The 21789-nt window shown below is 65.9% G+C and carries 20 protein-coding genes; 11 read left to right on the forward strand and 9 right to left on the reverse strand.

Annotated elements, in window-relative coordinates:
- Nucleotide 1 precedes the first annotated feature (1 nt).
- The 6 genes from QO010_RS01280 to QO010_RS01305 all read right to left on the reverse strand — a co-directional run bounded on the left by QO010_RS01280 (nt 2) and on the right by QO010_RS01305 (nt 6628).
- Nucleotides 2-808, reverse strand: a complete 807-nt coding sequence (locus QO010_RS01280; protein ID WP_307344879.1) for an RT0821/Lpp0805 family surface protein — start codon at nt 806-808, stop codon at nt 2-4.
- Nucleotides 809-942: 134 nt separating this feature from the next.
- Nucleotides 943-2394: a DEAD/DEAH box helicase gene (locus tag QO010_RS01285; protein WP_307344881.1), complete on the reverse strand. Its 1452-nt coding sequence runs from the start codon at nt 2392-2394 to the stop codon at nt 943-945.
- 300 nt (nt 2395-2694) lie between these two features.
- The gene (locus QO010_RS01290; protein WP_307344884.1) at nt 2695-3153 is read right to left on the reverse strand and encodes a nucleoside 2-deoxyribosyltransferase; all 459 of its coding nucleotides are present in this window, start codon (nt 3151-3153) and stop codon (nt 2695-2697) included.
- Nucleotides 3143-4798 (reverse strand): SIR2 family protein, encoded by a 1656-nt coding sequence (locus QO010_RS01295; RefSeq protein WP_307344886.1) that lies wholly within the window; start codon nt 4796-4798, stop codon nt 3143-3145. The genes QO010_RS01290 and QO010_RS01295 overlap by 11 nt, the downstream gene beginning before the upstream one ends.
- A gap of 1 nt (nt 4799) precedes the next feature.
- Nucleotides 4800-6002, reverse strand: coding sequence for a GIY-YIG domain-containing protein (locus tag QO010_RS01300; protein WP_307344889.1), 1203 nt, complete (start codon nt 6000-6002; stop codon nt 4800-4802).
- Nucleotides 5999-6628 carry a 7-cyano-7-deazaguanine synthase gene (locus tag QO010_RS01305; protein ID WP_307344892.1) on the reverse strand — a complete coding sequence of 210 codons (630 nt, stop codon included), beginning with the start codon at nt 6626-6628 and terminating at the stop codon, nt 5999-6001. The genes QO010_RS01300 and QO010_RS01305 overlap by 4 nt, the downstream gene beginning before the upstream one ends.
- Nucleotides 6629-6944: 316 nt before the next feature.
- On the opposite strand from QO010_RS01305, the gene QO010_RS01310 reads away from it, so the two are divergent.
- Nucleotides 6945-7343, forward strand: a complete 399-nt coding sequence (locus QO010_RS01310) for a host attachment family protein (RefSeq protein WP_307344895.1) — start codon at nt 6945-6947, stop codon at nt 7341-7343.
- Here the strand turns inward: QO010_RS01310 and QO010_RS01315 are convergent.
- Complete coding sequence (locus tag QO010_RS01315; protein WP_307344897.1) at nt 7340-8593, reverse strand: serine hydrolase domain-containing protein; 1254 nt, start codon at nt 8591-8593, stop codon at nt 7340-7342. The two genes, QO010_RS01310 and QO010_RS01315, sit on opposite strands and share 4 nt — an antisense overlap.
- A 35-nt stretch (nt 8594-8628) precedes the next feature.
- Nucleotides 8629-11187 (reverse strand): TonB-dependent receptor plug domain-containing protein, encoded by a 2559-nt coding sequence (locus QO010_RS01320; RefSeq protein WP_307344900.1) that lies wholly within the window; start codon nt 11185-11187, stop codon nt 8629-8631.
- A gap of 262 nt (nt 11188-11449) precedes the next feature.
- On the opposite strand from QO010_RS01320, the gene QO010_RS01325 reads away from it, so the two are divergent.
- The 10 genes from QO010_RS01325 (at nt 11450) to QO010_RS01370 (ending at nt 21355) form a co-directional block, all read left to right on the forward strand.
- Nucleotides 11450-12157, forward strand: a complete 708-nt coding sequence (locus QO010_RS01325) for a TetR/AcrR family transcriptional regulator (protein ID WP_307344903.1) — start codon at nt 11450-11452, stop codon at nt 12155-12157.
- Entirely contained in the window at nt 12157-12873 is a 717-nt protein-coding gene (locus QO010_RS01330) for a glutathione S-transferase family protein (protein ID WP_307344906.1), read from the forward strand. The genes QO010_RS01325 and QO010_RS01330 overlap by 1 nt, the downstream gene beginning before the upstream one ends.
- Nucleotides 12870-13853, forward strand: coding sequence for an NADP-dependent oxidoreductase (locus tag QO010_RS01335; RefSeq protein WP_307344909.1), 984 nt, complete (start codon nt 12870-12872; stop codon nt 13851-13853). Before QO010_RS01330 ends, QO010_RS01335 begins: the two co-directional genes overlap by 4 nt.
- A gap of 244 nt (nt 13854-14097) precedes the next feature.
- Nucleotides 14098-15678, forward strand: a complete 1581-nt coding sequence (locus QO010_RS01340) for an AMP-binding protein (RefSeq protein ID WP_307344911.1) — start codon at nt 14098-14100, stop codon at nt 15676-15678.
- A 79-nt stretch (nt 15679-15757) separates the two neighbouring features.
- Nucleotides 15758-16453, forward strand: coding sequence for a hypothetical protein (locus tag QO010_RS01345; RefSeq protein WP_307344914.1), 696 nt, complete (start codon nt 15758-15760; stop codon nt 16451-16453).
- A gap of 123 nt (nt 16454-16576) precedes the next feature.
- Nucleotides 16577-17356 carry a leishmanolysin-related zinc metalloendopeptidase gene (locus tag QO010_RS01350; RefSeq protein ID WP_307344917.1) on the forward strand — a complete coding sequence of 260 codons (780 nt, stop codon included), beginning with the start codon at nt 16577-16579 and terminating at the stop codon, nt 17354-17356.
- Nucleotides 17357-17450: 94 nt separating this feature from the next.
- Nucleotides 17451-19133, forward strand: coding sequence for a hypothetical protein (locus QO010_RS01355; protein ID WP_307344920.1), 1683 nt, complete (start codon nt 17451-17453; stop codon nt 19131-19133).
- Nucleotides 19134-19259: 126 nt separating this feature from the next.
- Entirely contained in the window at nt 19260-20240 is a 981-nt protein-coding gene (locus QO010_RS01360) for a hypothetical protein (RefSeq protein WP_307344921.1), read from the forward strand.
- Between the two features lie 54 nt (nt 20241-20294).
- Complete coding sequence (locus tag QO010_RS01365) at nt 20295-20609, forward strand: hypothetical protein (protein ID WP_307344924.1); 315 nt, start codon at nt 20295-20297, stop codon at nt 20607-20609.
- A gap of 35 nt (nt 20610-20644) precedes the next feature.
- Entirely contained in the window at nt 20645-21355 is a 711-nt protein-coding gene (locus QO010_RS01370) for a GH25 family lysozyme (RefSeq protein WP_307344927.1), read from the forward strand.
- On the opposite strand, the gene QO010_RS01375 is transcribed toward QO010_RS01370, so the two are convergent.
- Complete coding sequence (locus QO010_RS01375; protein WP_307344930.1) at nt 21352-21789, reverse strand: response regulator transcription factor; 438 nt, start codon at nt 21787-21789, stop codon at nt 21352-21354. The two genes, QO010_RS01370 and QO010_RS01375, sit on opposite strands and share 4 nt — an antisense overlap.

The following is a 21789-nucleotide window of genomic DNA, read 5'->3' on the forward strand; positions in this document are numbered from 1 at the left end:
CTCAGTTGACGATCGCCCAGGTCCCGTCCGGCTGGCGGCAGGCGCGGCCATTGCCCTGGCGGGGGCGGCCGTCGATGTAGATGGTCTGGGAGAAGGTGGTGCAGCGGAAACCGGCCGGATCGTAGTAGTAGCCGCCGATCCGCAGGTCGCCCCGGTGGTTGTTGCTGGGGTTGCGCCAGCTGTAGCGGCTGCCCGGCCGGCCGGAATTGAAGCCGTTGTAGTAGGTCCGGTAGGCGTAGCTGCGGTCCTCGCAGTTCATGTCCTTGGTCAGGGCCCCGCCGACCGCCCCGCCGATGATCACCCCGGCCAGGGTCGCCCCGCCGCGGTTGTCGTCGCCGCCGGCGGCGTTGCCGAGCAGGCCGCCGATGATCGCCCCGACGATGACGCCGGCGGGATCGGGCTTGTCACGGCATTCCTGCCAGTAGCGATCGTCCTGGTAGCTGTAGCGCCGGTTGTAGCGGCGCTCCCAGTTCTGCTCGCGCTCGTCGCGATAGACGGTCTGGGCGATCAGGCCGGTGGCGATGGCGACCAGGAAGTAGTTGCTGTCGTTGTAGCGCACCCAGCGATAGCCCCGGGGCGGCGGGCGAAGGCCGCGCTGGCGCCAGTCGGAGACATAGTATTGCGGCTGGCGGTACTGCGGCGGCAGGCGGTCGCCGCGCGACCAGCGCGGGTTGTAGCGCTGATAGCCCTGCGAATCCTGCGGCGGGCGCGGGCCATAGCGGCTGGCGTCCGGCGGGCCCGGCTGGGCCGAAGCGGCCGAGCCGACGAGCAGCGACAGGCTCGCCGCGGCGGTGACGAAGGTTTTCATGGGTCAGGTCCTCTGCTGGCCGAGGCGGCAGAGGCCGTCTCGCTGGACCTGATCACTGTCGGGCAGCCTCCGCCCGGCCGCGTTGACCTGGGTCAAGCGGCCGGGGAGGGCTTGTGACGCTAGGCGAACTGCGCCTAAGCGAACTGAGACCGCCCGCCGCCGTTGCTGCCGCCCTTGCCGCCGGCGCCGCCGCGGTTGCGGCGGCGGGGCTGGTTGCGCTTGGCGTCGGCCACGGTGGGGGCGCCGGCGACGACTTCACCCGCCAACGGGTTGTAAGAGTCGGGGCGATGCTGGCGGTGCGGCTTGCCGGTCGGCTTGGGGGGCTGGTGGCCGTAGGGGGTGCGGCCGCCGTCGTTGCGGCCGTTCCGCCCTTGCGGACGCCCGCCCGAGCGCTCGGGCTTTTCCTTCACCGCCGGTTCGGCCGCCTTCAGGGCAGCCTCGGCCGCGCCCAGGGTGCGGTCGTTGCGGCGGTCCCAGGCGGGGATGGTCTGGCGGGTCACCTTCTGGATGTCGCGCAGCAGATTGCGCTCGTCATCGGCCACCAGGGCGATGGCCGAGCCGCCCGCGCCGGCCCGGGCCGTGCGGCCGATCCGGTGGACATAGCTCTCGGGCACGTTGGGCAGCTCATACTGGATGACGTGGCTGACGCTGTCGACATCGATGCCGCGGGCGGCGATGTCGGTGGCGACCAGGGCGCGGACCTCGCCGGCCTTGAAGCTGGCCAGGGCCCGTTCGCGCTGGCCCTGGCTCTTCTCGCCATGGATGGCGGCGGCCATCACCCCTTGCGTCTCCAGGTGACGGGCCACGCGGTCGGCGCCGCGCTTGGTGCGGGTGAAGACCAGCACGCGCTTGAGCGAGGCGTCGTCGAACAGCTCGCCCAGCAGGGCGCGCTTGCGGGCGCTCTCGATGAACAGCACCTTCTGGTCGATCTTCTCGACCGTGGTGGCCTGGGGCGCGACCGAGACCTTGGCCGGATCCTTGAGCAGCTCGCCGGCCAGCTTGCCGATCTCGGTCGGCATGGTGGCCGAGAAGAACAGGTTCTGGCGGCGGTGGGGCAGCTTGGCGGCGATCTTCCGGATCGGGGCGATGAAGCCCATGTCCAGCATCTGGTCGGCCTCGTCGAGCACGAAGACCTCGACGGCCGACAGGTCGGCGACCTTCTCGTTGATATGGTCGATCAGCCGGCCGGGGGTGGCGACCAGCACGTCGACGCCGGCGGCCAGGGCGCGCACCTGCGGCCCGTATTTGACGCCGCCGAACACCACCGCGACGGTCATGCCCATGTTCTTGCCATAGGTCTTGAAGCTCTCGGCGATCTGGCTGGCCAGCTCGCGGGTCGGCGACAGCACCAGGCAGCGGCAGCCGCGGCGTGGGGCGGGTTTGCGGTCCTCGGCCAGGCGCTGGAGGATGGGCAGGGCGAAGGCGGCGGTCTTGCCGGTGCCGGTCTGGGCGATGCCCAGGATATCGCCGCCCTTGAGCACCAGCGGGATAGCCTGGCTCTGGATCGGGGTAGGGGTGGTGTAGCCCTCTGACGCCAAGGCGCTGAGCAGCGGCTTGGCCAGGCCAAGCGAAGCAAAATCGGTCAAAATATAGTCTTTCGTATGCGGCAAGCGCCGCGTCGCTTCACTGAGCGCGCGGTCGTTCGACGCGGGGTCCAAACGCGACGCCCCGCGTGTCCGGGCGCCATATGAAAGGCGTTCGTGGCCTGCGGCTGGGGAGCTGAAGGAGCTCTTCACGCGGCGGCGGGCCGGATAGCGCGGCGAACCGCACGAGGGGTATGTGGCAGTGCAGCAATTAAAAGTCAATGAAGGGGACGATGAACGGCCTATTCTGTACCACTAGGGCGAGCCACGCGCTCGTAGGATTGGACCTAGGGCCATCGAAACTTACCCTCTCTTTGCGTCCTGTTCGCGCGGAATGCCTTGAACCCAGGCCGTCAACCCTTCCAAGTCACTGAAAATTTTCGACAGTCCGCCGATTAGCATCGGATTGTTGCCTGAGGGGAGGGCCCGCCGGACATCGGTCTGTAGCCCCACACAAACGCGTCCAAGGGCACACATAAAGCCAATTTCGAACGCGACCCCCTCATCGATGTGTCCTCCGTCGAGCACCGCGATCAGTATCTCGGAGCGGCGCATCGCTTCGCAGTCCTGCTGAAATACTCTCTGCTCTGCGACAACGGCCGGTACCCCTGCCGCAATCATGTTGACCAACAGAGTTCCGTCACGTTGCGGCAGAAAGATATCAAGGTTCATCTCCAGCGCGCCAGCAATCTGAAGATTAAAAATCCGCTCTCTGTCATTGAACAAGGGAGCAGCTAGGTAGGCCCTCCGCTTATACGGCATAAGTTCCCGCCTGGACTTGTTTCAGTGTATCTTCGAGGTCCACCGGTCTGTAGTCATCCAAAAAAATGACCTTTGCGATTTCGCGTGCGACCGCCGTCGCATCACGACCCCGCGTGCATATCGTGGTTCGAACCATGGGTCCGTATACTTCATCGATTCTAACAAGAAGTTGTTGATATTGGGAGTCGGTCCAATATTTATGCTTGAGACTATTTCTAATACGAATTTCTTCCATTCCGCATTCCAAGTGAATGATATGACCTTTGCAGATTTCACGTGTTCCATTGTCTGTTATTTGCTCAAGAAGAGCGGCCGACTTCGTTGGCCTTTCCTCTGGAGCGCTAAATGTTAAGGGATCAAGGGGGGCTCTATCGACCAAATGAATTCCCTCTTTAGACGACTGAAGCGCATAGTTTTTCTTGCGAAACTGTTCAGCGATCCAGCGATTTATATCTGGTATTGCGCTCGGGTCCACGTCTTCTTCGGCTTTCGCAAGCTCTGGCTTTCTCTCGTCAATCCATTCGTCATAGGTAATTAGGTTTCTGAAATTAGACGCCGCCGTGCTTTTACCCGACCCGACTGAGCCGACTAGATAATACACAAGTTTTTGTACATGCTGCGCGTAATTCAGATGAAATGGCTCATCTTCCATAGCTATTATGGTGGCCAGAAATTTTATTCCTGCTGAATCCAGGAATATAGTGTAGAGGCCATAAGAGGAAAAGTTCTGCCTGAACAGCGTCTTCATTGCCTCACTATCGGCGGCACCGAAGTCGGGCACAAAATGCACAACGTAATGAATATTTCCCGGGTTTGCGATAGAGTTTTGTCGAAGTAAACTTTGAAGGGTAGGGTCTTCTAGCGATAAGCCAATAAGAAGGCACGTATTTCTAAAAAGATGGTTTGAGAGGTGAACGTATTTGCCGGTGGCGGCGCTGAGCAGTTGATCCTGGAATGCCTCGTCTGAAAAGATCACGTCAGCGCTTGTGCCGTCCTCGAAAGTGGACGGTAGAAATCCGTTTGGATGGTAGACGACACTGTTGTCTTTTTGGAATTGTGAGTTCGGTTTATCGGCTACCTCGTAGCCGCGGGTGCTTTCACGCTCAACATCATTTCGCGCAAGAAGAAGCATACGCTCCAACGTGTCGTCGAAGTTATAATTTACGGTTATTGGAGATCGTTTTATTATTTCTAAGAAAGAAGAAAGATAAGGATGGTTCTTTATTTTTTTCAACCGCTCCTCAGTGGTAAGGCCGCTATATAACTCGTGGTGTATTAGGCGGAGCCAATCTGTTTTGATTGTTTGCTCGGCAAAAAACGTCAATGGCGTGGAGAGCTTTTGAGTCTCAATCTTATTCAGTCTGTATATTCCAAATAGAAGTTGCGTAACCGACGCTAAAGATCGTGTCAGAACAAAAGCAGGAGAATTTTCTAGCCTGTATCGCTTAAGCTGCTCAACGCCTTTAACTTCCGGATGGGCAGCGAGTCTATCAACCAGCTCTGTCCAATTCGGAAATCCAATATCCTTGCTCACCCCTGCGCCAAAGATGAGGCCGAGGCGCTTGCGCTTCAGCTGAGCGCGCAAATGAGCAACTGGGCGTCCGCATCGCTTTAGGATTTCGATCTGTTTCGCGGTGGCGGCCAAATCAGTTCCCCTCCGAAAACAATGTTAGTTGATCGATGCCTGCCAAGCGATGCGGCTGCTTGTCAACCAACTGGGCGGCCTCGTCTTGAGTGACGCGACCTAGTGTTAGGTCTACATATACCTTAAGCACGTCCAGAAATTTGGCATCTGGTTTCAAGAAGAGGTGGTCAAGGTTCCAAAGGCCACTCACCGATATTCTCCATTCGACGCTGTAATGACCAAGCCACTCCTTGGTGGTTGTTGGAGATAGCAGGCCAAGTCGAGACAAAAGCCCTATTGAATTCCGTTCTATAAACGCCCTGTCGCTTTGAGCACCGGGATCATCCGGAATGTCGATCCACAAAAGACGCATGCCACCCAGCGTATCGCTTACCTTACGCTCAAGCTCCTGCTCCTGGTCCCGAATGTCTTTCGGAGCGCTTTGTCCCTGCCCCCAGGTTGAAAAATCTAGCCCATCCCGAGCCATCAATGCACGCCCAACGTGCGAGCGGAAGATGGAAGATCGATGGCTGCCGCTTCCAACGGTGGTCCCTCGGTGCGTGCTTAGACGATCCCACAGGGTGGTTTTCGAGCCCGCACTCACTGCGTGTGTGCCAACGCGAACGATTCGAGGCATTCGGCCCGAGGCCGCAGCCACGGTGGAGTCCAGCACGAAGTAGACCCCTCGGCGGGGCCATGACTGTTTGCCCGTTGTCTCGGATATTAACCGTCCACCCGCCTGGCCAATCCAAAGGTTGTGTAGAATACGGTCAAAGCGGCTCTTCAGCCTGCGGTGATCCTCCTCCTCGATCATTTCGCGCAGCGTTCTTAGGCGCTGGCCGAGTGATTGTCCGACGAGTGGATTATGCACGGAATACCGGTGGCGACTGAAGCTTGCTCGAAGCGGAGTGATATATTCCTCCCCGCAAAATAGATTCACCGCGCTGCGGGAGGGCACGTAAAGGTCTAGCGTTCTGTCGATATCCTCACCCCAGCGGCTCCGCTCCGCCTGCGGCATCCGTTTCAACGTCGTATCGTAAGGCTCTATGCGATCAGATAGGCGTAAGACTCCGTGTTTGGCCGACAGTATGAAAACAGACTTAGCGCTATCCAGCGCCGCTAGTAGGGACTTCCGGTAGAGCGGTGACGCATAGAGGGCTGCGGCCGCCAGAGGACGATCCGCTTTTGTCTTCGAACAGGCAACAAAGGCCGCATCTCGCTTCACGCCAACTCCCGCCAAGCATGCTCGTGGAGAACGCAGGCGTCACATGTGTGGCAGGGCTCTACGCCCGAGGTGGAGATTTGCGGCCGATAACAGCTCCACGTATCGAATTCGCCGATCCCGAGCGCCTTGGCGCGTGCAGCGATTTCGACTTTGGTCATCGTCAGAAGGGGGGCGACGATTGCCGGTCCGCCCGGATTTGCGATCTGCATCATGGCCTTAAACGATTCAAAGAACTCAACGGTGCAGTCCGGATATCCTGAGAACTCCACACAATTCAGTCCAGTATGGACCTCCTCGGCGCCGATTCCGCTAGCGTGCGCGCACGCCACTGACAGCAGAAGAACGTTGCGCGCCGGCAGAAAAGCCGTGGACACAGTTTTGCTCATCTCGGCCACGTCACGGCCGAGCGGAATGTCGCGATCGGGCTTTTGCCATGCGACGCTTACCACCTCGCGCGGCACCCCTAGCTGTGTGCAATGCTGGGCGGCATACATGAGTTCGACTGAGAGACGCTGCCCGTAGTCGATGCCGAGACTAAAGACTTCCGCGCCGTCGGCCACTGCCTGATAGAGGCACGTGGTTGAATCCATGCCACCGCTGTGAAGGATCAGAATTCGCTTGGCCATGGCATATCTATCCAAATCGAGCGCCTAAGGTAGGCCGCTCTTGGTGCAAAGCAACTGTTGGCTGCGGTGCCGTGGAGAGAAGGGATGCCATCTCTATCTCCCGCCGGGTTGACCTCGCCGCACCTCCGCTGCCGCACCCCTCCCGCATCCCGAGAGGCTCGATCCTCAAGGGAGATAGGTGGGCGAATAAGGGAGGAGATGGGGGACGCTATGCTTATTTTCCATTGGGCCAGTCTTCTCCCTCCAACGCGCGCGCGCGCGCCCACGCAACTGCCCCCTCACCCAGCCGTTGCTCCCTGTCGCAGGAGAGCAAACGATGATCCTTCCCAATGGCGCCCTGGTGGCGGTGGTCGATGGCGAGCAGCTGGTGCTGTTCAGGAATACCGGTCACGCCGAGCCTGTGCTGACGGCGGTGGAGGTTCCGGCCATGGCGGAGCGGGTCTCCGGGGCCTCGGCGCATCGGTCCAGCGCCGCCAATCCCGATAACGACACCCAGGCCGAGGACGGCTATGCGACGGGCGTGGCCGAGCTGTTGAACGGCTGGGCGCTGGCCGGCCGGTTCGAGGGGCTGCTGGTCATCGCCGCGCCCCGGACCCTGGGCGAGCTGCGCAAGCATTGGCATAAGGATCTGCAGGCCAGGCTGATCGGCGAGATCAACAAGGACCTCACCGGACAGACGGCGCAGGACATCGCGGCGGCGATCGACAAGGCCTAGCGGCCGCCGGGCCGTCGCAGGGCCGCATAGACGCCTTGCTGGAACACCGGCAAGGCCCGGCGGCCGGCCGCGCCGCGCCCCGTGGCGATGGTCGCCCCCGAGCCCGCCGAGACCGGGACCTGATGCTGGATCAGGTAGATCAGGATCAGGTCGTTGACCGGATCGGCCTGCCACCAGGTGCCGAATATCCCCGGCCAGGTCATCGAGCCGGGCGCGCCGCAGGCATAGGGGTTGTCGGCCGGGTTCTCGGCGATCGAGACTCCCAGTCCGAACCCGTTGGTCTGCCACAGCGGCATGCCCGCGAAGGGGACCTGCCGCTGCGCCTCGGTCAGCCGGTTGGTCCGCATCAGCCGGACCGTCTGGGGCCGCAGCAGGCGGACCCCATCCAGGGCCCCCTCGCCAAGCAGCATGCGGGCGAACCGATGATAGTCGGACGCGGACGAGATCAGCCCGCCGCCGCCCGGCGTATAGGCCGGCGGCGCGTCGTACATCTCCGGCTCGACCTTGCCGAGCCCGCCGGCCTGGTCATCATAGGCATACAGGCTGGCGAGACGGCCGCGCTTGTCGTGGGGAAGCCAGAAGTCGGTATCCGCCATGCCCAGCGGGACGAAAATCCGCTCGCGCAGGACCTGGCGCAGCGGCCGGCCTTCGACCCGGCCGATCAGGAAGCCCAGCACGTCGCTCGAGTGGCCGTAGTGGAACCGCTCGCCCGGCTGGTAGGCGAGCGGCAGGGCGCCGAGCGCGGTCAGCCACTGGTCGGGCGTGAGGCGGTTCATGGCCGGATCGCCGATGGCGCTGTCGTAGGCCTGCTGCAGCGGGCCTTCCGAGAAGAAGGCGTAGGCCAGGCCCGACCGGTGGGTGAGCAGGTCCTCGACAGTGATCGGCCGCCGGGCGGGGACCGTATCGTGCAGCGGCCCGGCGGCGTTGCGCAGCACCCGTGGTTCGGCCAACTCCGGGACCCAGCGCGAGATCGGATCGGTCAGGGCGATCCGGCCTTCCTCGATGAGCATCAGGGCGGCTACGGACGTGACCGGCTTGGTCATCGAGGCGATGCGGAACAGGGTGTCGGACCGCATCGGGGTTCCGGCTTCGATGTCGCTCCAGCCGATGGCGTCGGCCTGGACGACCGCCCCGCCCCGCGAGACCAGGGTCACGACACCCGCCAGCTCGCCCCGATCGACGAAGGCCTGGAGAGCCGGCCTGATCGTGGCGAGCTTCGCGGGATCGAAGCTGTCGGCGCGAGCGGACATATCACCGGCCGCGCCGGCCGATTTACTCAGCATAGTCAGAAGGATTTTCTCAGGTTGAGCCCGACGAAGCGGCCGATCGGATTGTAGGCGCCGCCGATGCCGTCCGTTGCCGGGAAGAACGGCGGGTCCTGATCGAAGAGGTCATTGACCTGCAGGGCCAGCACCGAGCCTTTCGTCCAGCCGACATCCGGCAAGGTCCAGGTCACCCGCAGATCGACCGTCATGTAGGGATCGGCCTCGTAGGCGCTCACCCCCGTCGGCGTCGTGAAGTTGTTCGTGATCCCCGCGCGGTAGTTCACGAAGGTCGCCACCGCCAGCGCGCCGGCGTCGAGGCCCAGCGTGCCCCTGGCCGTCCAGCGCGGCGTGCCGAGCTTCAGGCTGTCGGTGACGGCGGCCCCCGGCGAAAACTGGGTGTCGAAGTTGAGGATGTAGTTCCCGGCCAGGTCGGCGAACACCGCCCCGAACCGCGTCGACCATCGATAGTTGATGTCGAAGTCCAGGCCGTCGGTCTTGCGAATGCCGAAATTGTTGAGACGCAGGTCCAGCACGTTGCCGATGGTCGGCAGCGGCGCGGGCAGGTTCACCGGCGTCGCGATCGCCAGGAGGCTGTTGAGCTGGGTCGCGTTCGGGTTCCGGTAGACCAGGGACGCGAAGGTCGGATCGGTGAAGACGTATGGGACCGTCGGCGTGCCGATCACATTGGTGTACTCGATATTGTAGTAGGTCAGGCTGGCGCGCAGCGCCGGCAGGGATACGGGCTGCAGGTCGACGCCGAACGACCAGGTGGTGGCCTCTTCGGGCTGAAGGTCGCGATTGCCGCCGAGCAGATAGACGGTGTTGACCTGGGACGCGCCCCGGGTCGGGTCGTTGGCGTAGGTGGCCGACTGGCTGGCGCTCAGATAGTAGGACCCCACCGTCGCGCCGACCTGACGCAGGCCCGGCGCCCTGAAGGACGTGCCGTAGGAGCCGCGAAGGCTGACGCCCTCGGCCGGTTCCCAGGTCAGACCGACCTTGGGGTTGCTGGTCGATCCGAAGTCGCTGTAGTCGTCATACCGGCCCGACAGCGACAGCGTCAGGCTCCGCAGCAGGGGCCTGGCGTTCCCCTCACCGAAAATCGGAATGAAGAGCTCGCCGTAGACTGACCGGATGTCCCGTTCCAGGTTCTCCGGAACCGCGGTCGCCCCGACAAACCCGCGCTGTTCGAACGTCTCGCGCCGGATCTCGCCGCCGACGGCGAAACGCAAGGTTCCGCCAGGAAGGTCCAGGAGCGGTCCGTCGAGCTTTGCCGCCGCGAGGCTGGCGCGTTGCTCGATGTTGACGTCCGTCGCCGAGTCCAGAATGGCGGCGCGCACCGCGGGCGAAGTGCTGGACCCGAAGGGATCCAGCGCCGTGGCCGTCGTCGTCCCGGCCGCGGCCGTCGCGAGCGCGGTGGCGTTGATCTGGGGGATGTAGGCGTCGTTGCCGGCCCAGTCGTATGTGCCGTAGACGCTCAGGTTGAGATCGCGCGGCAATGCAAAGTCGACGCCGAGCGACGAATTCCCGGCCGTCCGGTCGTCGGTGTTGGTGAAGTGGTCCGATCCGATGAGGTTGTCCGGACGGAACAGCACATACTCGTTGGTGGCTCCGGGGGGACCCTGGAAGAAGGGGTTGGTGTTGAAGATGAAAACTGTCTGGGCCGGCGGGGCCGCGCGAAGCTCGTCCTTGCGATCCGAATAGAGCACCTCGCCCCACAGGGTGGCCTGGTCAGTGAGCTGCTGGCGGCCCGACACGAACAGGCTGTGGATGCGCGAACTGGGCACGAGGTCCGCCACGGCGCCGTTGTCACAGTGGTTTGCCGCGCCGAATGTCGGAGCGCCTTGCAGCACCGACCAGAATGAGGTGTTGGCCAACACGTTCGGCGAAGGACAGGATGTGGCGCGGGTGTCGATGCCGCCGTAGGGCCGGAAGTCCTGCAGGCGATAGTCCCTGTCGCCGCCGGTGATGTTGCCATTTTCCGTGTACTGATAGGCCGCGAGCAGCGATCCGCCGCCCCAGCTCCAGCCGGCCAGACCGCCGATGTTTCCCGAATGATAGTCGTCGGCCACGCCGTAGCTGGCGGAGACCTCGACGCCCGAAAAGTTCCGCCGGGTGATGAAGTTCACAACCCCCGCGACGGCGTCCGAACCGTAGACCGAGGATGCGCCGTCCGCGATGACCTCGATGCGCTGGATCGCCAGGCTGGGGATCAGCGGGAAATCGGGGTTGGTTTCATTGGCGGCCGCGGCGACCAGGCGACGGCCGTCCATGAGCGGCAGCGTCGCGCTCGCGGGCAGGCCTCGCATCCCGGGCGCGAAGGAACCGAACCCCGAGAGACTGGGCTGGGGCGCGGTGTTGAAGCTGTTGAGCTGCGGGATGGTCGCGACCAGGTCGGGCGTGTTGGCGGCGCCGATGGTCTCGATGTCGTCACGCGTGACGCTGATGAGATTGGATCCCGTCGGCGGGACGCCCCGGATGCTCGATCCGGTCACGATCACCGCATCGACCGTGGTGTCGCCGCCGTCTTGCGGCGGCGGACTGGCGGTCTGAGCCCATCCGGGACCCGCCGCGAAAAACATCGCCGCCGCGAGCGCCGTTCCCGCCAGCGCGATCTGCCTTGTGCCTCTCCCAACCTTGACCACGAAACCCTCCCTTTTTCGTTTGCTTTCCACAGGGCTAACCCGAAGAGAGGCGGGTCGTCAATTTCATTTATTTAGCACTAAATTAAATTGTGAGACGGCAATGCCCTCGCTTGACCCGCCAGGGCCGCCGCCCCATCGTCGGAAGTGATTTCAGCGAGTGGACGGCGCCTGGCTCGGACGCGTCCGATCAGGGAACCCGATGGCGGCAGGTGTGAAAAAGGAGGGTCGCCGCACGCGCGCCGAGCAGCGGGCGGCCAGCGTGAAGCTGATCCTCGACACCAGCGAGGACCTGTTCGCCCAGCTCGGCTATTTCGGGGTGACCATCAAGGACGTCGCCGACCGGATGGGCATCCATCCGGCGCTGATCCACTACTATTTCGATGGCAAGAAGGCGCTGTTCGACGCCGTCTTCGAGCGGCGGGTCGAGTACGCGGTCACCGCGCGGACGGCCGGGCTGGACGCCTATGAGGCCGAGGTTGGCGACCATCCCACCCTGGAGGGCGCGCTGCGGGCCTATTACGACGGGGCGTTCGATGTCTACGTCAACGACGACGAGGGCTGGCGCAACTTCGGCCGCATCTTCGCCCAGGTGAACAACGCGCCAGGCTACGGCGCCGAGAAGATGGACACCTATTTCGATCCGCTGGTGCTGCGGCTGATCGGCCTGTTGCAAAAGGCCCTGCCGGACGCCGCGCCCGAGGATCTGTTCTGGAGCTTCCAGTTCACATCCGGCGCCTACTCGCTGATCCTGTCCCGGACCGGGCGCATCGACCGCCTGTCGGGCAATCTGTGCAAGTCCGATGATTTCGAGGCGGTCCGTGACCGGTTCGTGACCTTCATGGCCGCCGGCTTCGAGGCCCTCTACAAGCGCAACAAGCCAGCGCCGCCAACTGCCAAGGACTCCTGATGCTGAAACTCTACTCCGGCGACCTCAGCCCCTATTCCGCCCGCGTCCGGATGCAGATCTACGCTAAGGGGATCACCGACATCGCCATCGAGCGACCGCCGAACTTCGGCATGCCGGCCTTCCGCCAGGAGCATCCCATCGGCCGCATTCCGGTGCTGGATATCGATGGCGACATGATGCCGGAGTCGGAGGTAATCGCCGAATATCTGGAGGCGGTCTATCCCGAGCCGTCGCTGCTGGGGACCAGCCCGCGGGAGACCGCGCATATCCGGACGGTGGCGCGGATTGGCGACATCTATCTGATGAACAACATGTTTATGCTCTCAGCTCAAAGCCGGGCTTCGAGCCGCAACCAGGGGATCGTCGATCTGCTGGGCGGGCAGGTGGTGCGCAACGTCAAGGCGCTGGACCGGATGATCGGGCGGGACGGGTTCGCCTGTTGCGGGCGGCTGACCCTGGCCGACTGCGCGCTGGTCCCGGCGCTGTTCCTGATCCAGAACGTGCTGCCGACGGTGGGGATGGACGATCCGATCCCGAAAGCTGGGCATGTCGCGGCCTATTGGGCGGCGATCCAGACCAACGAGCATGCCGCCCGGACGCTGGCGGAGCTCTATCGCGGGCTGGAGGAGCGGCGCGAGCTGATCCGCTCAGGGGCGTTCGAGAAGATGATGGCGGCCGCCGCGGCGGCGCACGCGGAAGCGGAGAAGCAGGCATGAGCACGACCCGTCAGATCCATCTGGTCCGCCGCCCGCAAGGCGCCCCGGTCGCGGAGGACTTCGCGGTTGTGGACGCCGACCTGGCCGAGGCCGGGGAGGGCGAGGTGCTGCTGCAGGCGGTGCTGCTGTCGGTCGATCCCTACATGCGGCCCCGGCTGAACGCCGACCAGCCGCTGGGGGCGCCGCTGCTGGGCGGCGGCATCGCGCGGGTCGTGCAGTCGCGGCATGCGACCCTGCGCGAGGGCGATCTGGTGCGGCACGGGGCCGGGATGCAGGAGCGGTTCGTGTCCGACGGCCGGGGGCTGCGGGTGCTCAAAGCCGACCCGGACCTGCCGCTCAGCGTCTACATGCACGCGTTGGGGGGCACGGGGATCACCGCCTATGGCGGCTTGCTGGAGACGGGGGCGCTGAAGGACGGCGAGCAGGTGTTCGTCTCGACGGCGGGCGGGGCGGTCGGCTCGGTGGCGGCGCAGATCGCTAAGATCAAGGGCTGCTATGTCGTCGGCTCCACCGGCTCGGCGGAGAAGGCGGCCTGGCTGCGCGATGTGGCCGGGCTGGACGCGGTGATCAACTACAAGGCCGAGGCCCTGGCCCCGGCCCTGAAGGCGGCCACGCCCAAGGGCATCGACGTCTATTTCGAGAATGTCGGCGGCGCGCATCTGGACGCCGCCCTGCCGCGGATGAACCTGCGCGGCCGCATCCCGGTCTGCGGGATGATCTCGACCTATAACGGCGGGGGCGAGGGGGTGCGGAATCTGTCGGCTCTGATCTACAGCCGGGTGCGGATGGAGGGGTTCGTGGCCAGCGACTTCGGGCATCTGAACGAGCGGTTCGAGGCGGAGATGACCGGGTGGCTGAAGGGCGGGCAGGTCAAGTACCAGGAGACGATCCTGCAGGGGTTCGAGCGGGCGCCGGAGGGGCTGATCGGGCTGTTCGAGGGGCGGAATGCTGGGAAGATGCTGATCGCCGTTGCTGATTGAGTTCGGCATTGGGCGTGGGATTAAATTGGGAAGACGAGAAGTTAGAGAAGAAGAGGAAGGGACGGCGCTGGCGCGAGCCAGGGCCGTCAAAGCCTGGCGATCTTTTTCGAGGCGCTTTGCGCCTCAGTAAGTCCCCGGTCGAGCGTGGCCCAGGCGGGGGCGAGTCACTGCCCCTTGCTCTTCTTCTCTAACTTCTCGTCTTCCCAGTTTAATCCCACGCCGGATACCGCCCACGGAGACGCCGATGGATCTCGCCGAGACAGACCTCACCCAGCGCCTGGACGCCGCCGCTCTGACGGGGATGCAGTTCGCCGTCTGGGCCGGGCGGATCGGCGACAAGCCGGCGGTTATCGATCCCGACGGGACGGCCCACAGCTTCGCCGCCGTGAACGCCAACGCCAACCGCTTGGTGCGGCTGCTGCGCGCGCGGGGGCTGGGCGTGGGGGATTCGGTGGCGCTGGTCTGTTCCAACCGGGTGGAGTTCGTCGAGGTGCTGGCGGCGACCCTGCGGTGCGGGATGCGGCTGACGCCGGTCAACTGGCATCTGTCGGCGGACGAGATCAGCTATATCATCCGGGATTGCGAGGCCAGGGCGGTGATCGCCGAGGCGCGGGTCGGGGCGGTCCCTGAGGCGGTGGCGGGATGTCCGGGGCTGAGCGTGAAGCTGGCGGTCGGCGGGGCGATCGAGGGGTTCGAGGACTATGCGGCGGCCCTGGAGTCGTTCGACGGGGCCGACATCGCCGACCCCGTGCTGGGCAACGGCATGATGTACACCTCCGGCACCACCGGACGGCCCAAGGGGGTGTATCGTGCCGTTCCCGTGGTGACGCCCTTCGCCACCTATCTGGGGCGTGCCTACGAGCCCGGCGCCTCGATCCAGATGTGTGCGGGGCCGGCCTATCACGCCGCGCCCCTGGCCTTCGACGTGCGGGCGGCAATGGCGGCCGGGGCGGCGCTGGTGTTTATCGACCGCTGGGATTCCGAGGGCGTGCTGCGGACAATCTCCGAGCGCGGGGTGACCCACTTCCACTTGGTGCCGATCATGTTCCAGCGGCTGCTGGCCCTGCCGGACGCGGTGAAGGCCCGCTACCCCATCGATCATGTGAAGTTCATCGTCCACGGCGCCGCGCCCTGTCCGCCGGAGGTCAAGCGGGCGATGATCGACTGGTTCGGGCCGGTGCTGACCGAATACTATGCCGGCTCCGAGGGCGGGGCGGGGTTCTTCATCGACAGCCATGAATGGCTGAAGAAGCCCGGCAGCGTCGGCAAGCGGCCGGCCCTGCTGGGGGTGCGCATCCTGGACGAGGCGGGGCGGGACCTGCCGAACGGGGAGGCGGGGGCCATCTATCACCAGCTGCCGCCGGGCGGCGGGTTCAGCTATTTCAAGGACGAGGCCAAGACGGCCGCCTCGCGGGTCGACGACTATTTCAGCATGGGCGACGTCGGCTATTTCGACGAGGACGACTACCTGTTCCTGACCGGCCGCAACGCCGAGACCATCATCTCTGGCGGGGTCAACATCTATCCCCAGGAGATCGACAACGAACTGGTCAAGCACCCCGCCGTGGCCGACTCGGCCACCGTCGGCGTGCCGCACGACGAGTGGGGCGAGCAGGTGAGGGCGGTCATCCTGCTGAAGGACGGCCATGAGCCCGGCGACGCTCTGGCCGACGAAATCCTGGCCTTCGCCCGCGCCAACCTGCCTGGCTTCAAGGTCCCGCGCGGCGTCGACTTCGTCAGCGACCTGCCCCGGTCCGAGGCCGGCAAGATCCAGCGCGGCAAGGTGCGGGCGCCCTACTGGGAAGGCCGGGCGCGGCAGATCTGACGGGGCCTTGCAACGGCGGGGCCCAGGGCCGACCTTAACCCTGCCATCGCCTGGGGCGGCGGCGGCGTTCGGGGGACCAGTGCAGATCATCGAGAGTTCGGTCATGGGCGTCCGGGCCGCGCGCTGGCGGCTCAGGCGCCACGGATCGCCGGTCGAGGTGACCCTGTTTCCGATGATCCATGTCGGCGAACCGGCCTTTTATCGCGAGGTCTTCGACGACGCCTTCACCCACGACGTGGCGCTGACCGAGGGGGTCAATTCGCCGATCGTGCGCCGGCTGACGACCTCCTATCGCTGGATGCTGAAGTCGCCGCGCCTGGACCTGGCGCTGCAGCCCCGCACCCCGCCCGACACTGCCGCCCGCATCGTCCATGCCGACCTGACCGAGGAGGAGCTGGCCGAGGCCTGGCGCAAGGTTCCGCTCTGGATGCGGCTGCTGATGGGGGTGATCTCACCCTATATCGGCCTACAGCGCCGCTGGTTCGGCACACGGGCGAGCCTGGCCAAGGGCATGGGGATGGACGACGCCCCCAGCCTGGAAGAACTGCTCGGCTTCAGCCCGGCGGCCGAAGGGCTCAACGAGGTCATCGTGCAAATCCGCGACCGCCGGCTGATCGAGCGACTGGGCGAGGTGCTCGACGCGGCAGGCGAGACCCCCAGCCGCATCTCGGTGGTCTATGGCGCCGGTCACATGCGGGCGGTGCTGAGATTCCTGATCAAGACGCGGGGGTTCCAGATCGAGGACGGGCGCTGGAACACGGTGTTTTCGCTGTAGCCGACCTCAGCCGGGTCGCAGGCCAGCCACTCGCCGGCGGCCCAGAGCCGTCGGCGTGACCTCGGTCACGGCGCTGGCGGCGGCTGGCCGGCAGACTGGGTCTGTTCACGGAGAACATTTCCCATGGCCTACGCAATCGAACTGGAGTTCCGCTCCAGCCTGACCCAGACCCAGCGGTCGGCGTTCGAACGGGCGGCCCGGCGCTGGATGTCGGTGATCGTCGGGGATCTGCCCCGCATCCAGATCAACGGCCGGACCATCGAGGGGCTGCTGATCAGCGCCGAGGTCGTGCCGATCGACGGCCGGGGCAACATCCTGGGACAGTCCGGCCCGACCTTTCTGCGCGGCGAGGCGGCGGGTGTCGCCGCCTATCTGCCGGCCCAGGGCGAGATGAAATTCGACATCGCCGACGTTGCCGACATGGAGGCGAAGGGCACCCTCGACGATGTGATCGCCCATGAGATGGGGCACGTCATCGGCTTCGGCATGATCTGGGCGCAGAAGCGTCTGTTGAAGGGGGCCGGCTCGGTCAACCCGCTGTTCCTCGGCGCCCAGGCCATGGCGGCCTACCGCGCCCTGGCCGGCCCGGGCGCCTCGGCGGTGCCGGTGGAGGAAGGCGGAACCCTGGGCTCGCGCGACGCCCACTGGCGGGACGCGCTGTTCGGCAATGAACTGATGACCGGGGCGCTGCTGACGCCCGGAAATCCCCTTTCGGCCCTGACCGTCGCCAGCCTGGGCGACCTCGGCTACGGCGTCAATTCGCAGGCCGCCGAACCCTATGCCCTGCCCGACCATGCAAAGCTGGTGGCCAGCGCCGCCCTGGCCAAGGCCGAGAAGGCGGAGCGGGGCAAGATGTGGTCGACCGTGCCCAGCGTGCTGCCCGACCAGGCTTTGGTCGATTGAAGCGGGTTTTCCGGCCCGCCGTGACGGGCGTCACGGCGGGCGGCCCCTAGGCCGGCCATGCTGCGGAGCAAGATGCAATTCCTAGGAGGGGATCATGAAGCGCAAGTGTCTGACCGTGTCGAGCCTGGCCCTGCTGGCCGGGATGACCGCCGCCTGTGGCACCAGCTCGATGGTGCGGTCCAGCCAGGGGGCGCTGACGCCCGGCAAGGGCGAGCGCTTCTATGTCAGCTATCCGCTGGCCATCACCCAGCTGAAGGTCACGCTCGGCCCCGCCGCGGAAGCCGAGGCCCCCGCGCCGGAGGCTGAGACGCCGCCGGCGGCCGATGCGGCCGGAACGGCCGGAGCGGCCACGCCGGCCGCGGCGGGTGACGCCGCCGCGGCGCCCGCGGTCACGCCGCCGGCCAAGAAGCCGGCCGCCAAGACAGCGAAGACGGCGACACCCGCGACAACTCCAGCCGCCGGGCCGCCGGCGTCGGACAACTGCCAGGCGCTGAAGAAGGCCTATTCGACCAAGGCCGACGAGCAGACGGCGGGGCTGCTGGCCTACCAGGCCGACCTGGCCAAGCTCTACGCCCTGGCCCTGGGCCCGCCTGGCACGCTGGACAGCCTCAAGGAACAGACGGCCGCCCGCACCCTCGACAAGAGCCTGGATGCGCAGGTCAAGCTGGCCGATCTGCGCGCGGCCCAAGGCGCGGCGCTGGTCCAGGCCTACAGGGACGCCAACTGCGTCAAGCCCTTCGTCCTGTCCTTCGCCACCAAGGCGGTTCCCTCGCCGGACAATGTCGTCGCCCTGTATGTGAAGGACGACGGCTATTCCTCGGACAAGATCGACATCAAGTTCGACGACCAGGGGCTGCCGACCATGGTCAGTTCCTCGGCGGCGGACCAGTCCGGAGAGGCGCTCACCCAGGCGTTCAAGACGGTCGGCGCGGTGGCCGGCCTGGCCAATCCCAGTCTGGGCGGGGTCGCGGTAGGCGGGGCCGCATCGGTCGTGGGCGCTGACCTCAATCCGCCACACCGGGTCGCCAACAAGCTGGTCGCCGAACCGGAGATCGCCTTCAGCATAGCCCTGAAGGCGCGCGCCGACGCCTATCTGGCGACCAAGCTGCGGACCCTGCCGGCCCTGGAACCCAGGGCGCCGGCCCAGCCCTATGTCATCAACATCAACAGCCCTGATCTGCTGAACGCCGGCGCTTCGGCCTGGGTGGAGATGTTCCCGGGCCAGGGCTACTGGCTGCAGGTCAGCTGCGCCACCCCGCCGGCGGCCGGCGGTGGCGGCTCGGGCGCCACGGGCTTCCTGGTTTCGCGGCCGCGCGGCTGCACCGCCTGGGTCAGGCGCGTGGATCCCACGGCGCCGGCAGCAGCGGCGCCAGCGGGGCCGCCGGTGGGTTCGGACGCCAGGGTGGCCTTCCTGGCCCTCGATCCGCGCGATCCCCAGGCCCTGCCGTTGATGCGGACCCGGCAGGTCACCCGGGTGCAGAAATACGAGCTGAAGGACGGGCAGGTGCAGTCGGTGGCCTATGACAAGCCCAGCGACGCCGCGGCGGGCTGGACGCTGGTCCCGAAACTGGTGCCGGCGGCCATTTCCGGGATTTCGGAATCGATCAGGGGCCAGAAGGGCCTGGTCGACGACCGCAAGGAACTGCTCGCCTCGCAGAAGGCGCAGATCACCTCGCAGCAGGAGCTGCTCAAGGCGCAACAGGACCTGATCCAGGCCCGCAAGGACGCCAAGAAGCCGCCGGCGAAAGAGGAGCCGGCGCCCGCCCCGGCCTCCTGACGGTTCGGGCCGCCGCGGACAGACCGTCCCGGCGGCCCTTTCTCGCGGTTAACCTGCCGGTTGTTCGCTCTTCACGCGGGGGCGCGCCCGTCGCATGTTGGCGGCGGGACTGTGAGGGGGCGTAGCATGGCTGACGAGAGCAACGACGAGGGGGGGCTGTTCATCCAGCCCCGGACGACCGGGGCCCGCAAGGCCGCAAAGGCGCGCAAGGGCGGGGTGCCGGTGTGGCTGGCCTTTCTGGCTTCGCTGGCGACGGCGGCGGCCTCGGCCATGGCCAGCTCGGCGACCACCAGCTTCATCGACCGCGACATCGCCTCGCGCCAGCAGAGCCTGAAGGCCTTCGAGGGGCGGCGGGCCAACCTCAACCGCTTTACCGACAAGGTGATCATCGACCGCATCAACGCCCTGGACAGCGCCTTCGATGTGCTGAGCTCCCCAGCCGGCTGGCGCGACGCCAACGAGGCCCTGGCCGAGGCGCGGGCCGCCCAGCAGGTGTTCCAGGAGACCGAGGGCCAGTTCCGCTTCGACATCGGCGACTATGACAAGGCGATCTACCGGCCGATCAACAACACCCTGGTGCTGGCCATCATCCCGTCGTTCGACCGTCTGGAAGGGTGCCTGCGCCAGACCCGCAATGTCCGCTTCTCGGTCGGCCCGGCGGCGGCGCAGGGGGCGATGGACAGCTGCCTGACCAACGCCGCCGGTCAGCCGCTGAAGGTCGAGGGCGAGCTCAAGCGTTTGCGGACCTGCGTGCGCAGCTTCGCCTACAATCTGAAATTCCCGCAGCAGTCGATCGCCGAAAGCCTGACCGTCAACCTGCAGTCCGGCTTCTGGCAGCGGGCCGTGGCGGTGATCAAGAGCCGCCAGCCGGGCGGGGTCGCCGACCAGGTCGGCCTCTCGCGCCTGGTCAGCGACGAGAAGATGAGGGCCTTTGCCGCCGCCCTGCCGGCTGAGCTGGACAACAACTGCGGCCTGCTGAAGGTGAAGAACTACGGGGCGATGAACGTGCCCCCGCCGCCGCTGATCGCGCCGCCGGCCCCGGTTCCGCTCGTGCCGCCGCCGGTGGTCATCGAGCCGTTGCCGAACGTCGCGCCCGCCACCCACTGAGGGAACCCGACTCGGCCTCCTGCCGTTGCCTAGGGGCAATCGAGGAGGTGCGTCATGGATCATATCGCGCTCAGCCCAGCCTTCGAGTCCGACCTGGATGAGGTTTTCGCCTTCGCCCAGGCCCCTGAGGGCGAGGCCGACGACCATCGGGTCATGGAGGTGCTGGAACGCTTTAGGGCCGGCTACGAGGCCCTGTCGGCCGCCGCCGCTCGCTCGCCCACCGTGGCCGAGAAGCTGGCCGAGCTGGACAGCCACATCCGCGATGTCGCCGAGCGCCGCGAGACCGAGCGTCACGCCAACGACATGTCCCACCCGCCCGGCCAGGACGGGGTAGGGCCGCTACTGGGCTGGGATGTGCGCGGAGCCTAGGTAGCGCCCCGCCAGCGGGGCGGCTACGAAACGCAATGACGTTTCGCCGGGCCGCCCTCGTCGTCCTGATCCTGGTCCTGCTGGCGCCGCTGGCCCTGGCGGGCGGGTGGCAGGCCTTTCTGCGCTTCCAGCCTGACCGCCAGCGCTATCCGGTGCGGGGCATTGACGTCTCGCATCACCAGGGCGCCATCGACTGGCCGGCCGTGGCCGCCGACGACGTGGCCTTCGCCTACCTCAAGGCCAGCGAGGGGGGCGATCATCGTGATCGCCAGTTCGCCATGAACTGGCGGGCCGCGCGGCAGGCCGGGGTGAGGGTGGGGGCCTATCATTATTTCACCCTCTGCCGCCCCGGGGTCGATCAGGCGCGCAACTTCCTGGCCACCACGCCGCCGGACGTCGACGCCCTGCCGCCGGTGGTCGATCTGGAGTTCGGTGGCAACTGCGGGACCCGTCCCGACGGCGCGGCCCTGCGCCTCCAGCTGGACGCCTTCCTGGGGCCGGTCGAACAGCGGGCCGGCCGTCCCGCCGTCCTCTACATGACCGACGAATTCCGCCGGGCCTATGGCGGCGTCCTGCCGGACCGCCCGCAATGGCGGCGCTCCATCGTGTTCAAGCCTTCGGGCCGGACGGCCTGGACGATCTGGCAGTTCCACAACCGCGGGCGGGTGGCCGGGATCAAGGGGCCGGTGGACCTGAACCTGTTCGCGGGCGACCGGGCGGCGTTCGACCGCTGGGCAGGGCCCTAAACGTACGCCGACTGCCGGTCGATGATCGGCGGCGGCATCACCAGGCCTGGGCTCGGCCGCCGCAGCAGGCGCTGGACGCGGCTCAGCACGTCGGCGCCGCTGAAGGGTTTGGCCAGGCAGTCGCGGGCGCCGTGCTTGACCGCCTGCTGCACCTGTTCGGCCGAGAGGCCCCTGCCGGTCACCAGGGCGGGGACGGCGAACGGGGCCCGGGGATTGATGAACTGCAGCACTTCCAGCCCGCTTAGGTCGGGCAGGTTCAGGTCGATGACCAGGGCGCTGGGGCGGAGATTGCGCAGCACCTCCAGCGCCTGGCGGCCGGTGCGGGCGACCGTGGTCGAATAGCCGACCACGTCCAGCCGGATCTGGACCATCTCCAGAACCGCCCGGTCGCTCTCCACGACCATTACCTGCAGACCTCGCGTATCGTATTCCAT

It is taken from the genome of Caulobacter ginsengisoli (genome assembly GCF_030814835.1).
Taxonomy (GTDB): Bacteria; Pseudomonadota; Alphaproteobacteria; order Caulobacterales; family Caulobacteraceae; genus Caulobacter; species Caulobacter ginsengisoli.